Raw genomic sequence first — 15,833 nt, forward strand, 5'->3', positions numbered from 1 at the left:
GCGGTAACGTCGCAGCACATGAATCGGCGTGGGGCTCGTCGCGGCATGACGAGCTATGTTCTCTTGCTGCCGAGCCTGATCGGTGTCGGCGCGTTCCTGGTGCTGCCGATTCTGGTGGTGGCCTGGCTCAGTCTGCACAGCTGGAACCTGTTGGGACCGATGGAGTTCGTCGGACTGCGCAACTGGCGGTCGGTGCTGGGAGACGCCGCGTTCGGCCACGCCCTGCTGGTGACGCTGGTGTTGACCGCGATCGTGGTGCCCGCTCAGACGGTGCTGGGTTTCGCGGTCGCGGCATTGCTGGCCCGGCGGCGCGGCGCGACGAGTCTCCGGGTCATGTACGCGCTGCCGTGGATGTGCGCGCCGGTGGCGGTGGGTGTGGTGTGGCAGTGGATGTTCGCTCCCACCGGTGGCGCCGTCAACGCCGCGCTCGGCCTGCGCGTGGAATGGCTCTCGGATCCGGCGCTGGCGCTGCCGTCGGTGGCCGCGGTGAGCGTGTGGGCGAACTTCGGTTACGTGGCGCTGTTCTTCGTGGCCGGAATCCGCGCAATCCCGGACGAGATCCTCGACGCCGGTGCGCTGGACGGGGCCACCGGCTGGCGCCGGATCCGCTGGCTGATCCTGCCGCTACTGCGGCCCACCATGTTCTTCGTATTGGTCACCGGCGTACTGACCGCCTTCCAGACCTTCGACACCGTGTACGCGTTGACCAAGGGCGGACCGGGCGACCGCACCGATGTGCTCGCGATGCGGATCTTCACCGAGGCATTCGACGCCGCACGGCCCGGCCGCGCCGCCGTCATGGCGCTCGTGGTGTTCGCGGTCATGTTCGCGATCACCGTGGCGCAGCACCGCTACTTCCGGGATCGGACCACCTATGAGTTCTGATCGCCTACGTTCGGCGGCCGCCTACGCGATCCTCTCGGCCGGAGCGTTGCTGACCGTGGCGCCCCTGCTGCTCAGCGCGCTCACCGCCGTGAAGACACCCGGCCAGTTCGCGACCGGGTCGCCGCTGGCCCTGCCGCATCCGGTCACCGCCGGCAATTTCCGGACCGTACTGGACTACGGCTTCGGGCGTGCGGTGCTGGTGACCGCGTTGATGACGGTGTTCATCACCGGCGGCCAATTGATCACTTCGGTGCTGGCGGCATACGCGTTCGCCCGCACCGATTTCCCGGGACGCGACGCGCTCTTCTGGGTGTATCTGGGCACCATGATGGTGCCGCCGATGGTGACTCTCATCCCGCTGTACCTGATGTTCGCGCGCCTGGACCTGCTGAACACCTTCTGGGCGCTGGTGCTGCCGTTCGTGTTCGGATCGCCGTACGCGGTCTTCTTGCTGCGTCAGTACTTTCGGGCGATTCCGCAGGAGCTGATCGGCGCCGCGCGGCTCGACGGCGCGAACACCCTCGACATCATCGTGCACGTCATGGTGCCGATGAGCAGGCCGGTGCTGGCGACCTTGACGCTCATCACGATCGTCTCGCAGTGGAACAATTTCATGTGGCCGCTGGTCGCGAGCAGCGGCCGCTCGTGGCAGGTGCTGACGGTAGCGACGGCGAATCTGCAGACCCGCTACAACGCGCAGTGGACCCTGGTGATGGCGGCCACGACGCTGGCCATCGCGCCGCTGGTGGTGCTGTTCGTGATCTGCCAGCGGCAGGTGCTGCGCTCGATCGCGTGGACGGGGGTGAAATGAGGACATCGACCCGCGTGGTGCTCGCCCTCGCACTCGCCGCGGCACTGCTGGTCGCGGCGGCCCTGTGGCTCGGCCGTGACGGCGACGGGTCCGGCCGCACCGTGGTGGGGTTGCGGATCTGGGACGAGAGTCTGGTACCCGCCTACCAGGCGTCGCTCGCGGAGTTCGAGCGGGCGAATCCGGACCTCGCAGTACGGATCACGGTGGTGCCGTGGTCGTCGTATCGGCAGAAACTCCGCTTGGACGTGGCCGGTGGCACCGCCGACGATCTGTTCTGGACCAATCTGTACGAGGACTACGCCGATGCCGGGCGGTTGCTCGACATCGGGGCGACGCTCGGTCCCGAGGCCGCGAGTGCCTGGGACCCCTCGGCGGTCGCGCAGTACACGCGCGACGGGAAGCTTTGGGCTGTACCGCAATTCGTCGATGCCGGAACCGCGGTGTACTACAACCGCGACCTGCTCGCGGCCGCGCATATCGATCCCGCCGAGCTGACCGCGATGCGGTGGAGTCCCGGCGGCGACGACACCCTGCGCCCACTGCTGCGCAGACTGGCGGCGGTCACGCCGTGGGCGTACAACGCGGGTCACGACTTCCAGTCCATCGAACTGCCCTATCTGGGCTCGAACGGAGCGCGCTTCCAAGACGACCACGACAATTTCGTCTTCGACAGCCCGCAGGGCGTGGCGGCGTTCGACTATCTGGTGCGGTTGATCGCCGACGGACTCGCGCCATCGCCCGCGGACACCAACACCAATCCCGACTTCGCGAAGAACGCTTTCTTACAGGGCAAATTGGCGCTGCTGCAGTCCGGGACATTCAATCTCGCGCAGATCTCCGAACAGGCCCGCTTCGAGTGGGGCGTCGCGCTGCTGCCCGCGGGCCCGGCGGGACGGGTGAGCACGAACAACGCGATCGGCGTCGCGGGTAACGCGGCCACCCGGCATCCCGACGCGGTGCGCCGGGTGCTGGCCTGGCTCGGCAGCGGCGCGGGCAACCGCCACCTGGCCGAGGGCGGCGGCGCCATCCCGGCAGTCGTGTCCGAACAGCAGCGCTATCGCGACTACTGGGCAGGGAAGGGCGTGGAGGTCTCCCCCTTCTTCGACGTACTCCGCGGCCCGCGCATCTCCTCTGGTGGCGGACCGGGTTTCTCGGCCGCGCTCCGCGCCGTCGACCCGATTTTCGCCGAAATGTATCTCGGCCGGATTCCGGTGCCGGAAGCGTTGTCGCGCGCCCAGGCCGCGGCCGAGGCCGCCGTCGCGCAGAACTGAGCGAACGCCGGAGAAGATCCGGCCGCCCTAGGATGTGGTGCCGCGATTCGCGGTGCGCGTCAATCCTTTCCGGTCGTAGAACGCCGTCACCGCCGCACCGGAGCACAAGCCGATGACCAGGCCGAGTAGCGCCATCCAGACACCGCGTTCCAGGCCCGCCGCGGCTCTGGCCTCGAAGTACAGGATCGCGCGGACGCCGAGGAAGACCTGATGCATCGGCTCGAATGTGGACAGCCAGGCGAAGTACGTAGGCGTCGCCTCGATGGGCACGGTTCCGCCTGCCGAGGGCAACCCCAGCACGATGAACAGGATCAGGTTGACGAGCATGCCCGCGGCGCCGAAGGCGGCGAGTATCGACAGCGCGGTGACGCCCACGGCGAGGATGGCGAACGTGGAATAGAGGAACAGCAGCAAGGCTTTGTCGATGGGCATGTCCAAAGCCGTCCCGACGCCGAGGAACACACCGGACACGATCGGCGCGGCGACGGCGAGCACGCCCCATTTCAGCAGCAATGTGCGCAGCCGGGAGATCGGAGTGGGCGGATAGTGCACATACCACGGCCCGTACTCGGTCGGCGTGAATCCGAGCGAAGCGTCCACCATGGTGTGGATGATCATGGCGCCGGTGAATCCGGCCAGCAGGATCAGCAGCGTGTAGAAGAAGGCCGACAACCCGCCGCCGGTGCCTTCGGGCAGTGGCCGATACGGCGCGATCACCACGTCGATCGGCTCGGCCAGCAGCAACTGGCTGGCTCCGGCCAACTGCGGCGCGGGTCCGCCGGAGGACCGCAGTTGTTCGTCCACCGCGGCGGTGAGCTGCTGTCCGACCGTGGTGTTGACCGCGCCCAGTGCCTGTTCGGCGATACGAAGCGTGATCTGCGTGGCGTAGGTGCCGGTGCGCGGATTGGTCTGCACGGTGATCACCGGCCGGTCGACCTTTCCGGATACCACACCGGAGGCGCCGAGGATCGCGAGCCGCTTGGTGAAATCACTCGGAATGACGATCGCACCGTAGATCTTGCCGTCGCGCATCAGCAATTGCGCTTCGGTGATGCCGATGACGCGCAGGTCGACCTTGTCGGCCGGGATGTTCGCGGTGAGCGCCGCGGTGATCTGGTTACCCACGTTGGCCGGTTTCCCGGCGAGTGTGTCGCCCGCATCCTGGTTCACGACGGCGAGCGGCAAGTCGTGCAGATTCTTTTCGGGGTTGACGACGTACCCGAGATACATCACCGATAGCAACGCCATGAGCAGCGTGACGACGACAAGGGGTCGGATCCAGGTACGGATCCGCATGGGTTTCGCTGCCATGGAACCGGCTCCTCTCGCGGCGGACAAAAGACTGCTCGGCGGCGCGGACGTATTCGGCGAACTGCTGGTTATCTTCACCCGTGCGCGCGGACATTCCGAAATCGTGGTCCGGAGTTTCGCCGGGAAACCCTGCGCGCCGTCGATCGCGAGTGGCAGGCGCTCACGCGTCGATCGCCGCGGCCAAGCGGGGTAATTGCCGCAGCGGATTGATCCGCTCGACCTCCATCCGCTGGTCCGCGTCGAAGATGTCGCTGAGTCCGGGGGCCGGATCGTGCGTGCCGGTCTGCGGCAGGGTGAGCGCGCTGAAGGGCCAGTCGGAACCGAAGACGACGTGCTCGCGCTTCCCGACGGCGAGCACACTCGCCATCGCCGCGGCCGATCCGCTGAGCGCGGTGTCGTAGTAGAAGTTCGCGATCTGGCGTTGCGTGTCGAGTACCGACGGCCTGGGCAGATCGTCGGGCCACAGTTCGCCGAGCACCGTTTGCGACGCGACGCTGACGCGGTGGGACAGGAACGGAAGTGTCCCACCCGCGTGCGCGAGCTGGAAGCGGATGTTCGGGTAGCGCTGCGTCGTGCCGGTGGCCATCATCAAGGTCGCCGCGCGCGTGGTGTCGAAGGTGAATTCTTCGAGGAAGTCCGGCAGCGGCAGCTTCGGCTTGGCCTCGGCGGGGATGGCGGCCGGATGCACGAAGACATAGGCGCGGCGTTGGTTCAGCGCGATCAGCAATGGCTCGAAACGCGGATCACCGAGGTAGACGCCGTCGTAGGCGGACAGCAACACCACACCGTCGAGGTGCAGTTCATCCAGCGCGTAGACGGCTTCCGCGACGGAGGCGGCGACGTCGGGCATCGGCAGCACCGCGAAGGCGCCGAATCGCTTCGGATGCGTTTGCAGCAGCCTTGCGGCATACGTGTTGCAGTAGCGGGCAAGGTCGTTCGCCTCCTTGCCACGCAGGAACGACACGCCGGGGTCGGACACCGACAGCGCCTGCGCCTGGATCCCGTAGTAGTCCATGAACGCCAGCGCCTGTTCCGGGGACCAATCCGGCGTCGGGTATCCGCCGATGGTGACGTGACCGTGGTCGAGCAGCGCCGCACGGTAGTCCGGTGGCAGGAAGTGGGCGTGCAGGTCGATCCGGTAGGTACCCGACGGCGCAGGTTGCCCGGTACGAGCCGGGGTCGCTCGAGCGATAGCCGACGTAGCGGCGATGCCCAGCGTTCCGGCGACAACGCCGCCAAAGGCGCGACGCCTGCTCGTCTTCCTGCGGAATCGGGAATCGGTCATAGCAGTCCTCACTCGTCCGGACGGGGAAAACGGACCGGTCCGCCGATGCTTTCCGCACCGCCGGACGGCATGCGATGAAATCATCAACTACGACGAAATATTCGTCAAGAGTAAATGATGAAATGGTCAGGACCGTGGAGAGATTCAACTGTCGAGGCGTACCTACGCAGAGACGAACCGCTTGGAAGGCGGCCGAGTCATCGCCGACAGCGGAGACGATCGGCTTCGGAGCCGCTGAAGTGGATCGAAAGGCGGAGGTGTCCGCGATCCGGTCAGGTCAAAGGTTCAGTTGTCGTACGACGCGACGCCGACCGGGCCGACGCCGAGGCACAGGTCCAGCCCCGGTGTCTCGGCGGAGATTCGCAGTGCCGAGCCGCTGCCGACGAGGCGGACGAACACGGTGTTCAGTCCCTTCCGGACCGGCGCCGACTCCGCTTCACCGTGTTCCAGGGCGACGCTGATCCGACCATCCCGACTGGCCACGTAATTGATTTGCGCGGTCCACTTGTTCGCGAGCAGGGGGCCGTCGAGACGCGGGAACACCGGCCTTGTTCCGTCGACGCGGTAGCCACAGCCGGGCTCCGGTCCGGGGAGGATGGCCCGGTTCCACCAGACCGCCGCGTCGACGATCGCACCGTCGTCGGTGATCATCCGCAAGTGCGGTGTCGCGACCGCGAACGTGCCGGGGGCGGCCACGGACGCCAGCACGCTGCTGGTCAGATTCTGCGGATAGGCCATCGGATTCAACACGTTCCACGGCACCTCCTGCTCGAGCAGGGGCGCGCCGTCCCATGCGCGCAGTGCCGATTTCACGTTGGTGACATACGTTTCGGACGGACCGACCCGCCACGATCGCACGAATGTCCAGGTGGAGCAGAGACTGCTCGCGACGAACACCGCTGTCACCGCGACCGTCAGCTGCCGGACCGGAAGCTCGATGCGCCGCGGATTCCGGGACGGCCGGGGGCGAGCCCGCACCATGAGCGCGCCCGCGGCCGCCGCGATCACCGCCGAGTCGGCGAAGTAGCGCAGCGACTGCATCAACTCCCCCGCGGTGTTCGGTCCGCCACGAGCCAACGCGACGGCCAGCTGAGCGATCACGACGTAGACGGCGGCCGTCAGCCACACCGCCCCGATCCGCTGCCGGGTGCGCATCGACAGCGCCACCACCGCGCCCAGCGTCAGCCAGGCCGCTACCACCGCCCAGCCGGGGGGATCCGCCCACGGCGTCGACGGCAGCCACCGCTCCCACACCCACGGACCGCCGGACAGCGCGGGCACGATCCCCAGGGAGGCCGCGCCGGGCAGCAGGTCGCGCAACTCGTCCCAGTCGTCGGGCAGTCCCGGCCCTGCGACCACCGCGAGATAGGCGATGGTCCAGAAGCCCAGGACCGCGGACGATCCGATCCACAGCGCCGCGCCCCGCCGCGCCACCACACGAATCGGGGACTCGCCGCCGTCGACATGGCGGACCAGCGCCGTCACGGCGAACGCCACGAACGGCACGACCGCCGACTTCTCGAAGAACAGCAACGCCACCACCAGCACCGCGACGCCGGACAGCGCGTATCGGCGGCGACCGCTCCGCACCAGCGACACCGCGTCCCCGATCACCCAGGCGAGGGCGAATTGCAGCGGCAGTGCGTTGAGTGCGGCGGCCCACCAAGCGAAAGCCGGGATCGTCAGGGGGCAGAACAGATAGAAGACCAGCGGAATCAGGAGCGGCCACCGGGGGCCCACGATGAGCAGCAGCATGCGCACCACGGCTACCGACGCACCCACTTGCATGAGCAGCAGCACCGTCACCGGTCCCGCCCAGACCAGCGGCGCGACCGCGTTCACCGCCCAGGCCGTGACGAAGGCCAACGGCATGAAGTGCCCGTCGTGGTCGTACAGCAGCAGATCGGTGGACCACAGCCCGTAGCGGGCCGCCCGGCCGACCAGGATGAAATCGTCCCAATAGAAGAAGCCGCTGTCGGCCACCCACCAGCGGACGGCCAGCTGCACCACGACCAGGCATCCGGCCACGACGACCACCGGTTGTGCCTTCGCGATCCTCCGGACGCGGCCCAGCGCCGACACCGGAGGAACGCGCGCCGACTCGGGCACGTCGAGCGCAGCAGTGTCCATGCCAACCCACCGTAGCGGCGGTCGCGCCGGGGATCGCGCCTCGACGGCTACGGAGCGTTCATGGTGCCCTCCCGCCAGCAGGGCCGATCGCCCGACGCACGGTCTCCTCGACGTCCAGTTCCGCGTCGTCCCGCAGGGCCTCGATCAGCGCGGCGCTGCCCGCGATGCCGGTCCAGGGCAGGTCGATCTCGGTCGCAACGAACCACGCCCCGTCCGCGGGCCAGATGAGATTCGGGCTGTTGATCGTCCGCGACCAGCCCGGGAGCAGGTCCGCGGCTCCCCCTGCCCTACCTGGCCGAGCGGGCCCCGCAACAGCAGATAGTCCCGCGCGGGTATGCGCAGACGCGGCCCATCGATCACCTCCGGCGGGAAGGCCGGTGCGACGGTGGGCGCTGACACGAGATCCGCGGAGCGCCGCCGCGGTCAGCAGAGTGCGGCGTCGGATGGGCGTGGTCCGGCGCGGCCATCTTCCTCCGTCCCCATCGAGGAGAATCCGGCGTCAGTGCCCGACCACACCGCTCACTTCATTCGGTGTGCTCGGCAGCGTGACGCTCGCGGTCTTCGCTCCGGTGGCGAGGTCGACGCGGTGGACCTGCTTCGCGGCGGGGTCCGAGACGTAGGCGACGTCGCCGCGGACGAACAGCGCGGGTCGCGGCTTCTGCCATTCCAGCGGTTCCTGCCAGGAACCTGTCACGGGGATCGTGCGCACGACAGCGCCCGCGACGGGATCGATCACGTGGATGCGGCCGTCGGTGCCGAGGACCAGGGCTTCGCCGTGCGGGCCACGGGCCAGCGAGCGGAAGGTGTAGCTGGTGCCCAGATCGACCAGCCGCAGCGTGCCGGTGACCGTGTCGATCAACGAGACACGCTGCGGGCGTTCGAGTTCGGCATCCTTGTCCTGCTTGTAGTCGCCGAGGACGACGGGCGAGGTCTCGCTGCCCGCCTGGTTGCCGATCCGGCCGTACTCGGTCGGGCCTGCCACCTTGGTGATCGCCCCGTTGCGGTAGACGAGCACGCCGTTCTCACAGCCGAGGACCACGGCCTCGCCCGCGGCGGTCGCCTCACCGTGCACGCCGGGGCAGTCTTCGCTGCGCGCCTTCTCGGTGCGGTTCTTGTCGAGCACCACGATCCCGGTTCGCTTCTCCTCCGTGCCGAGCGTGACGACGAGTTCGCCGTTGGCGAGTTCGATCGCGACGCCGTGGTGCGGGGCGGCCGCGCGGTAAGTGGCGGTCTGCGGCGCGCCGTCTGCGAGATCGGCCGAGTCGAACGCGACGACTTCACCGGTGCCGTCGCTGAACAGCACCGTCCGTCCGGCATGCCGGACCACGTGGCCGGGATGCGTGCCGGGGAACTCGATGCCGGTGAATCCGGCTGTGGCGGCATCGAAGACGCGGAAGCCGTCTTTCGTCGAGACGATCAAATGACGGTCGTCGCCCGCGGGGTTGAGCCGGTTGAAGCCGTCGAGCTCGACCGTGCCCGCGATTTCGAGAGTGGTTCCGTCCAGCACGTGGATTCCGCCGTCGTAGGTGATCACGACGGGATCGGTGATCCGCGGGGTGTCGCGTTCGGCGGAAGTGTCGGCCCCGCAGCCGGCGAGCACCGAGGCCAGCAGACCGATCAGGGCGGACGATGTGGTGGTTCGAGACCGAACGGGCATGAGCTACTCCGTCTTTCGTTCTGGTGTTCGGGTACTAAGCGGTGGCGAGGCCGCGGACGATCGATTCGGTGTTGGCCCGCATCATTTCCAGGTAGGTGCCCGCGCCGCCGCCGGGCTCGGTGAGCGACTCCGAATACAGCGAGATCACCTGCACGTGCACACCGGCTTGCTCGGCGAGCACACGGGCCAGACGGTCCGGCTGCGAGGAGTCGGCGAAGATCGCGCCCACCCCGGCGGCCCGGATTGCTCCGGCTAGGGCGGAGAGATCCGACGGGCTCGGTGCGGCGAGCGTGGTCCCGCCCGGTATCACGGCGCCGACCACCTCGAAGCCGAATCGCTGTGCCAGGTAACCGAAGACGTGGTGGTTGGTGACCAGCTTCCGCCGCTCGGCGGGGATGGTCGCGAACCGCTGGGTCATCCAGCGGTCGAGCCGGTCGAGTTCGGCGAGGTAGCGGTCGGCTTCGATCCGCACGGTCGCGGCGTCGTCGCCGTCGACCTGCTCGATGATCCGGTCCCGGATGACTTCCACCGCCTTGCGCACCCGGCGCGGGTCGGTCCAGAAGTGGGGATCCGGCCTGCCGTCCGCGTCGTCCGTGGAGTAGTCGATCGGATCGATCGCCGCGCCGACGGATACCCCTGCCACTCCGGATCTCTCGGCCGCCTCGACGTTGCGCAGCACACTCTCCTCGAGGCCGAGACCGTTGTAGACGATCAGGCTCGCGCGTTCGAGCCGGGCCGCCTGCTGGGCGGAGAGGGCGAAGAAGTGCGGGTCCGCGTTCGCCGGCATGAGCACGGTGACCTCGACCGCGTCCCCCGCGATGGCGCGGGTGAGATCGCCGAGGATGTTGGTGGTGACGACGACTCCGCCGCGATCGGCGTCGGCATTCGAGCATGCGGTGAGCGCGAGCAGGGCGACGGCGAACAGCGCGCACCAGTGAGCGGCACGTCTCATCGGCCGGTCTCCACCATCGCCGTGGGCACGATGTCGAGGCCGAAGGTTCTTGCGGCACGAAGGTTGTCGGCGTAGTCGATCTCGTGGATCGCTCGCGCCGCGGGATCGTTGAGGTAGGCGCGGTGCTCGTCGACGAGGATCAGCGGCGCGGGTTCTCCGTCGAGTACCGGCGCGGTGAACGGTCGCGCCGCGGCGGTCAGCCGTCCGGACACGGCGTCGTAACTGTGCAGCAGGCCGTCCGCGGTGAGGACCAGCAGTGGCGCGCCCTCGCCCGCGGTATTCGCCGCGACCACCGGGCCGGTGTCCACCGCGGTCCAGGACTTGCGCCGGACGTCGAGCACCCACACCCCGCGCAGGCCCGCCTTCGCCACCAGCGTCGCGCTGCCCGCGCGGTGGAAGAACGCGGTCGCGCGGTCGCCGTCGGAGATGCCGTGCGGATAGGGAATCTTCTCGCCGCTGAACACCGCGTTCCGGGCCGTCACCACCAACGCGCCGTCGGCGCAACCGAAGACGACACCACGCCTGGTCACCGCCGAGCCATGCGGACGCGGACACTCTTGGGCGAGGACCGAGGCGGGCGCTCCGTCTCGGGCACGAACCTCGATCCGGTCCCGGGCGGGCACGGCCACCAGCAGGTGCTCGGCGTATGGCACGGCGGCTCCGTCGGCGATCACGCCGCGCTCTTGTCGCGACCCCGCGCCCAGCGCGGACCGATCCAGCAGCGCTGTGCCACCCGCGTCGGAAACCAGTGCGGTCACCGCACTGTCGGCATACGCGGCCGACACCGGGCCACCGGCGAGGGCGCCCAGATCGCGGACGGGTGCCCGGTAGTAGTGCACGTGATCGCCGTGATCGACCGTCCATGCGCCCGCGTCCACGATCCGCACCCCGTCGCGGGCGGACAAGAAGGCGTAGCGCCCGTCGGCGGTCACGCGGCCGACGCCTTCCGCTCGGCCGAGATCGATGACGTCCGCGGTGACGAGATCGACCACCCGCACCGCGCCGGTCCCGCTGTCGACCACGACCAGACGCGGCTGCGCCTCGTCGGCCTCCTGCGCGCCCGCCACATAACCGTGCGGCGGCGTCTCCGGAGGGCCAGTAGAATCGCCTGTCCCGCAACCGATCAAGGGCGTCATCATGGCGAGTACCAGGAGCACGGCCAGTGGTCTCGGCGTCCCGCGCGAGGACCGGATCCGATCACGCACCCAGGACGACAGCGCCGAGACGAAGAACAGCGCGACGGCCGTCGCCGCGATGGTCGCCCCGGCGGCGGTGTGCGCGTGCCACGAGATCAGCAGCCCGGCGAAGGTGGCCACCGCCCCGAGCGCGGCGGCGGCGAGCATGATCGCCGGGATGCGATGCACCCAGTAGACGGCCGCCGCGGGCGGCGCGATGAGCAGACCGAAGACCAGCAATGTGCCGACGATGTGGAACGACGCGACTATCGCCAGGGTCAGCAGAGCGATCAGCGCCACGTTCGCCAGGCGAGGCCGTAATCCGAGGGTGTGCGCCTTGCGCGGGTCGAAGGTCAGCGCGACGAATGCCCGGTAGCCCAGCACCGAGATCACCGCCGCGAGAACCGTGGCCGCGACCAGGTACCACAGGTCACGTTCTCCGACGGCGAGTACGTCACCGAAGAGGAAGCCGGTCAGGTCGACCGCGAACGAGGGCGAACGCGACACGATGATCACGCCCGCCGACAGCATCCCGACGAACAGCAGTCCGATGCCGGTGTCCGCGGCGAATCGCGTCCCACGGCCGAGCACCGAGACGCCGACGGCCATCGCCGCGGCGCTGAATGCCGCGCCCAGCAACAGGTTTCCGCCGAGCAGCGCGGCGATCGCGACGCCTGGCAGCATGCCGTGCGCCATCGCGTCGCTGAGAAAAGCCATGCCGCGCAACACCACCCACGTCCCCGCCAGAGCGCACAGACACGACACGAGCAGTCCGCCCCACAACGCCCGCTGCACAAATGAAACCTCGAACGGGGCCAACCACTCCATGACGCAGCACTCTACAATGATAACGGTTTTCATTTCAATGAGTGGACGGGAGTTACATGCCGCCAGCTGTCGATATCGCCGAGGTGACGGCCGGGTACCGGGGACATCCGGTCCTGCGCGAGTTCACCGCCACCATCCCGGGCGGCCAGGTGACCGCACTCGTCGGACCCAACGGGTCGGGCAAATCCACCCTGCTCGGCGTCCTGGCCGGCGTCATCACGCCCACCGCCGGAACCGTGCGCCGCCACCATCTCCGGCGACCGGCAATCGTCGTGCAGCACAGCGGCGTTCCCCCCAATCTGCCGATCACCGTCCGCGAAACGGTCGCCATGGGACGCTGGGCGCAGCGCGGCGCATGGCGGCGTCTCACCCGGGAAGATCGCGCCATCGTCGGCGCGTGCCTCGACGGGATGGCGATCACCGACCTGGCCGAGCGCAGGCTCGACAGCCTCTCCGGAGGCCAGCGCCAACGGGCGATGCTCGCACAGGCACTCGCCCAGGAGTCGGACCTGCTGCTGCTCGACGAACCGACCACCGGTCTGGACTCGGCCGCGCAGCAGGAGATCTCCGACGCCGTCCGCCACGTCGGAGCCCACGGCGTGACGGTCGTGCACGTCACACACCGGCGCGACGACGCCCTGCGCGCCGACTATTGCCTGCTGCTGCGGGACGGCCGGGTGACCGACCACGGCGACCCGCGCACCGTCCTGCGCGGACCCACCACCGAACCGGAAGCGGCCGCCGCCGACTAGCGTGGCACTCCGGGCATACCGGCGAAGAGGATCTGGAAGACCTTGGGCGCGTTCGGTATGACCGCCATGGAAGGAGTGAACGGCGCGCCTTCGTTGGTATCCGTGACCACATAGTCGGCGTGGCTGTCGGGAACCCGGTCGAGGATCCCGGCACAGCGCGGCCCGCCGGTCGCGTTCACCTTCGGCAGATCGTCGGGATATTTGTAGGGCTGAGCGCCGTACATGAAGCTGGCGTTGAAGATGGCTCCGGGTTTGTATCCGCCGATGATGGCCTCGGCCGCGGGAAGGGCTTTCGCGATGCCGACGACTACGCAATACACCACGGGCGAGTAGGTATCGAGCAGTGAGCTGGTCGGCCGCAGGGTCGCGAGCACAGCGGTGAGTCCTTGCTCGTTCTCGGTCAGCGCCGTCCGGGTGGTGTCGGCCAACCCGACGAGGTTGAGCAGCACGGCGTCCAGGTCTTCCGCGCCCTGGGCGAGCGTCCCGCTGATCGTGGTGGCGTCGGCGGCCGTGCGCAACAGGTCGGGAGCGGTATCGGCGTAGAGCCCGGTGACCTGGCCCGCAGCGGACAGGTCCCGCCGCAGCGCGGGCAGGCTCGGGTTGATCTGCCGCAGGTAGTCGTCCGAACGAGCGAGCAGATCGCCCAGCCGGTCGCCACGCCCCTGCAACGCCGTGTCCAAGGCGGCGAGGGTGGCGTTCAGTTCGCCCGGTTCGACTTTCGCCAGCACATCACTCAGACGCTGGAACAGCGTGTTGTATTCGACGGTGACGGATTCGGCGCGGATCGTCGAGCCGGGGCGCAGCGGTGTCGGCGAAGGAGCGCTCGGCACCACGAAATTCACGTACTTGGCCCCGAATACGGTGGTCGAGCGGATGTCCACCGTCGCGTTGGCGGGCACCAGCCGCAGCAGTTCGGGATCCAGCTCGAGGTGCAGACGCGCCCGGTCGCCGCGGAACTCGACGGCGCTCACCTTGCCGAGTTCCACGCCGCGCATCCGCACCTTGGCATCGCTGTCGAGCACCAGACCGGAGCGGGGCGTCTCGACGGTGACGGCCACCGTCGAGCGGAAACGTCCGGCGTACATCGACGCGGCGACCGCGACTACCGCGACGATGAGCAGGAGCAACGCCGCTCCGGCGACTTTCAACCGCAGTAACCGCCACGTCACCAGCACGGTTTGGCTGCCGAAACTCATTCGAAACCACCGATCACTTCTCGTCACGGGCTGTGCGCGACGGCGGCACACCCGCGGCCCTGGCATCCGACTACGGTCGCGGTCCGCGGCTTGCCGGACGCTCGCTAACCGTAGTACTGTCCAGACACGTGTCCATCATAAAACTTGGACACTTATCTGGGGAAGGATTTCCAATGACTCTGGTGAAACCACGTCGGGTATCCGGAGGCGACCACGAGCACGGTCATCTGGAGGAGTTCCGCGTCGACCCGATCGGGCTGATGCGCCGGGTCCGCGCGGAGTGCGGCGACGTCGGCTCGTTCGACCTGGCCGGGCGCCAGGTCATCCTGCTGTCGGGCGCGGAGGCCAACGAGTTCTTCTTCCGCTCCGGCGACGACGACCTCGACCAGGCCGCCGCCTACCCCTTCATGAAGCCGATCTTCGGCGAGGGCGTCGTCTTCGACGCCAGCCCGGAACGCCGCAAGGAGATGCTGCACAACCAGGCGCTGCGCGCCGAACACATGCGCGGGCACGCCGCCACCATCGCCCGTGAGGTGCAGCGGATGCTGGCGCGCTGGGGTGACGAGGGCGAGATCGACCTGCTCGACTTCTTCGCCGAGCTGACCATCTACACCTCCTCGGCCTGCCTGATCGGCCTGAAGTTCCGCAACGACCTCGACGACCGCTTCGCGCACCTCTACCACGACCTGGAACGCGGCACCGACGCACTGGCCTACGTCGACCCCTACGCCCCGATCGAGAGTTTCCGCCGTCGCGATCAGGCGCGGGCCGAGCTGGTCGAACTGGTCCAGGGGATCATGGACCGCAGGGCCGCCGACCCGCCGACCGGCAAGGACGACCGGGACATGCTCGACGTGCTCATCTCGATCCCGGGCGACAACGGCGAACCGCGCTTCAGCGCCAGCGAGATCACCGGCATCTTCATCTCCATGATGTTCGCGGGCCATCACACCACCTCCGGCACGGCGGCCTGGACGATCATCGAACTGCTGCGCCACCCCGAGGTGCTCGACCGGGTCGTCACCGAACTCGACGAGCTCTACGCCGACGGCTCGGACATCAGTTTCGGCGCGCTGCGCCAGATCCCGATGCTGGAATCCGTGCTCAAGGAGACGCTGCGCCTGCATCCACCGCTGATCATCCTGATGCGGGTGGCGCGCGGCGAATTCGACGTCTGCGGTCATCGGATCGAGCCCGGCGATCACGTCGCCGCCACTCCCGCGATCTCGAACCGGATCCCGGAGGACTTCCCGGACCCGGACGCTTTCGATCCCGGACGTTATATCGATCCCAACCAAGCCGACCTCGTCAATCGCTGGACCTGGATTCCGTTCGGCGCGGGCCGCCACCGCTGCGTCGGCGCGGCGTTCGCGTTGATGCAGCTGAAGGCGATCTTCTCGCTGCTGTTGCGGGACTGGGAGTTCGAGATGGTCCAGCCGTCGGACAGCTACCGCAACGACCACTCCAAGATGGTCGTGCAGCTCGCGCAGCCCTGCACCGTCCGTTACCGCAGGCGCCGCGAGGACCACGACAGCTGACGACGTGGCCGGGCACGCGAGAGCTCCCCGTCGCGTGACGGG

General features: G+C 68.4%; 12 protein-coding genes. 5 read left to right on the top strand and 7 right to left on the bottom strand.

Going from position 1 to position 15,833, the window contains the following annotated elements; all coding sequences use genetic code 11:
• Positions 1–18 precede the first annotated feature (18 nt).
• The 3 genes from ACIHAX_RS33825 to ACIHAX_RS33835 are packed head-to-tail and all read left to right on the top strand — an operon-like array spanning position 19 to position 2,967.
• Positions 19–885, top strand: coding sequence for a sugar ABC transporter permease (locus tag ACIHAX_RS33825; RefSeq protein ID WP_364436388.1), 867 nt, complete (start codon positions 19–21; stop codon positions 883–885).
• Complete coding sequence (locus ACIHAX_RS33830) at positions 875–1,696, top strand: carbohydrate ABC transporter permease (RefSeq protein WP_397281671.1); 822 nt, start codon at positions 875–877, stop codon at positions 1,694–1,696. The genes ACIHAX_RS33825 and ACIHAX_RS33830 overlap by 11 nt, the downstream gene beginning before the upstream one ends.
• Complete coding sequence (locus ACIHAX_RS33835; RefSeq protein WP_364436382.1) at positions 1,693–2,967, top strand: sugar ABC transporter substrate-binding protein; 1,275 nt, start codon at positions 1,693–1,695, stop codon at positions 2,965–2,967. Before ACIHAX_RS33830 ends, ACIHAX_RS33835 begins: the two co-directional genes overlap by 4 nt.
• A 27-nt stretch (positions 2,968–2,994) precedes the next feature.
• On the opposite strand, the gene ACIHAX_RS33840 is transcribed toward ACIHAX_RS33835, so the two are convergent.
• From ACIHAX_RS33840 to aztB, 6 genes are all read right to left on the bottom strand, one after another.
• Entirely contained in the window at positions 2,995–4,278 is a 1,284-nt protein-coding gene (locus tag ACIHAX_RS33840) for a YhgE/Pip domain-containing protein (RefSeq protein WP_397281673.1), read from the bottom strand.
• A gap of 160 nt (positions 4,279–4,438) precedes the next feature.
• Complete coding sequence (locus ACIHAX_RS33845) at positions 4,439–5,563, bottom strand: amidohydrolase family protein (protein ID WP_364436376.1); 1,125 nt, start codon at positions 5,561–5,563, stop codon at positions 4,439–4,441.
• 285 nt (positions 5,564–5,848) lie between these two features.
• Positions 5,849–7,693: a hypothetical protein gene (locus tag ACIHAX_RS33850; protein WP_397281676.1), complete on the bottom strand. Its 1,845-nt coding sequence runs from the start codon at positions 7,691–7,693 to the stop codon at positions 5,849–5,851.
• 499 nt (positions 7,694–8,192) lie between these two features.
• Complete coding sequence (gene aztD / locus ACIHAX_RS33855; protein WP_397281678.1) at positions 8,193–9,350, bottom strand: zinc metallochaperone AztD; 1,158 nt, start codon at positions 9,348–9,350, stop codon at positions 8,193–8,195.
• A 34-nt stretch (positions 9,351–9,384) separates the two neighbouring features.
• Positions 9,385–10,302 (bottom strand): zinc ABC transporter substrate-binding protein AztC, encoded by a 918-nt coding sequence (gene aztC / locus ACIHAX_RS33860; RefSeq protein ID WP_397281680.1) that lies wholly within the window; start codon positions 10,300–10,302, stop codon positions 9,385–9,387.
• On the bottom strand, positions 10,299–12,305 hold the full coding sequence (gene aztB / locus ACIHAX_RS33865; RefSeq protein WP_397281682.1) for a zinc ABC transporter permease AztB: 2,007 nt from the start codon (positions 12,303–12,305) through the stop codon (positions 10,299–10,301). Before aztB ends, aztC begins: the two co-directional genes overlap by 4 nt.
• A 56-nt stretch (positions 12,306–12,361) precedes the next feature.
• Here aztB and aztA point away from each other — a divergent pair, with 56 nt between their 5' ends.
• Positions 12,362–13,057 (top strand): zinc ABC transporter ATP-binding protein AztA, encoded by a 696-nt coding sequence (gene aztA, locus ACIHAX_RS33870; RefSeq protein WP_397281684.1) that lies wholly within the window; start codon positions 12,362–12,364, stop codon positions 13,055–13,057.
• Here the strand turns inward: aztA and ACIHAX_RS33875 are convergent.
• On the bottom strand, positions 13,054–14,253 hold the full coding sequence (locus tag ACIHAX_RS33875; RefSeq protein WP_397281687.1) for an MCE family protein: 1,200 nt from the start codon (positions 14,251–14,253) through the stop codon (positions 13,054–13,056). The two genes, aztA and ACIHAX_RS33875, sit on opposite strands and share 4 nt — an antisense overlap.
• 173 nt (positions 14,254–14,426) lie before the next feature.
• Between ACIHAX_RS33875 and ACIHAX_RS33880 the strand changes: the two genes are divergently transcribed.
• On the top strand, positions 14,427–15,791 hold the full coding sequence (locus tag ACIHAX_RS33880; protein WP_364436353.1) for a cytochrome P450: 1,365 nt from the start codon (positions 14,427–14,429) through the stop codon (positions 15,789–15,791).
• The last annotated feature ends 42 nt before the right edge of the window (positions 15,792–15,833 follow it).

It is taken from the genome of Nocardia sp. NPDC051929, assembly GCF_044548645.1.
GTDB lineage: Bacteria > Actinomycetota > Actinomycetes > Mycobacteriales > Mycobacteriaceae > Nocardia > Nocardia sichangensis.

Bases quoted from the DNA above. Each gene is read 5' to 3' on its own strand.
- ACIHAX_RS33825 (WP_364436388.1), top strand. From the start codon at position 19: ATGAATCGGCGTGGGGCTCGTCGCGGCATGACGAGCTATGTTCTCTTG.
- ACIHAX_RS33830 (WP_397281671.1), top strand. From the start codon at position 875: ATGAGTTCTGATCGCCTACGTTCGGCGGCCGCCTACGCGATCCTCTCG.
- ACIHAX_RS33835 (WP_364436382.1), top strand. From the start codon at position 1,693: ATGAGGACATCGACCCGCGTGGTGCTCGCCCTCGCACTCGCCGCGGCA.
- ACIHAX_RS33840 (WP_397281673.1), bottom strand. From the start codon at position 4,278: ATGGCAGCGAAACCCATGCGGATCCGTACCTGGATCCGACCCCTTGTC.
- ACIHAX_RS33845 (WP_364436376.1), bottom strand. From the start codon at position 5,563: ATGACCGATTCCCGATTCCGCAGGAAGACGAGCAGGCGTCGCGCCTTT.
- ACIHAX_RS33850 (WP_397281676.1), bottom strand. From the start codon at position 7,693: ATGGACACTGCTGCGCTCGACGTGCCCGAGTCGGCGCGCGTTCCTCCG.
- aztD (WP_397281678.1), bottom strand. From the start codon at position 9,350: ATGCCCGTTCGGTCTCGAACCACCACATCGTCCGCCCTGATCGGTCTG.
- aztC (WP_397281680.1), bottom strand. From the start codon at position 10,302: ATGAGACGTGCCGCTCACTGGTGCGCGCTGTTCGCCGTCGCCCTGCTC.
- aztB (WP_397281682.1), bottom strand. From the start codon at position 12,305: ATGGAGTGGTTGGCCCCGTTCGAGGTTTCATTTGTGCAGCGGGCGTTG.
- aztA (WP_397281684.1), top strand. From the start codon at position 12,362: ATGCCGCCAGCTGTCGATATCGCCGAGGTGACGGCCGGGTACCGGGGA.
- ACIHAX_RS33875 (WP_397281687.1), bottom strand. From the start codon at position 14,253: ATGAGTTTCGGCAGCCAAACCGTGCTGGTGACGTGGCGGTTACTGCGG.
- ACIHAX_RS33880 (WP_364436353.1), top strand. From the start codon at position 14,427: ATGACTCTGGTGAAACCACGTCGGGTATCCGGAGGCGACCACGAGCAC.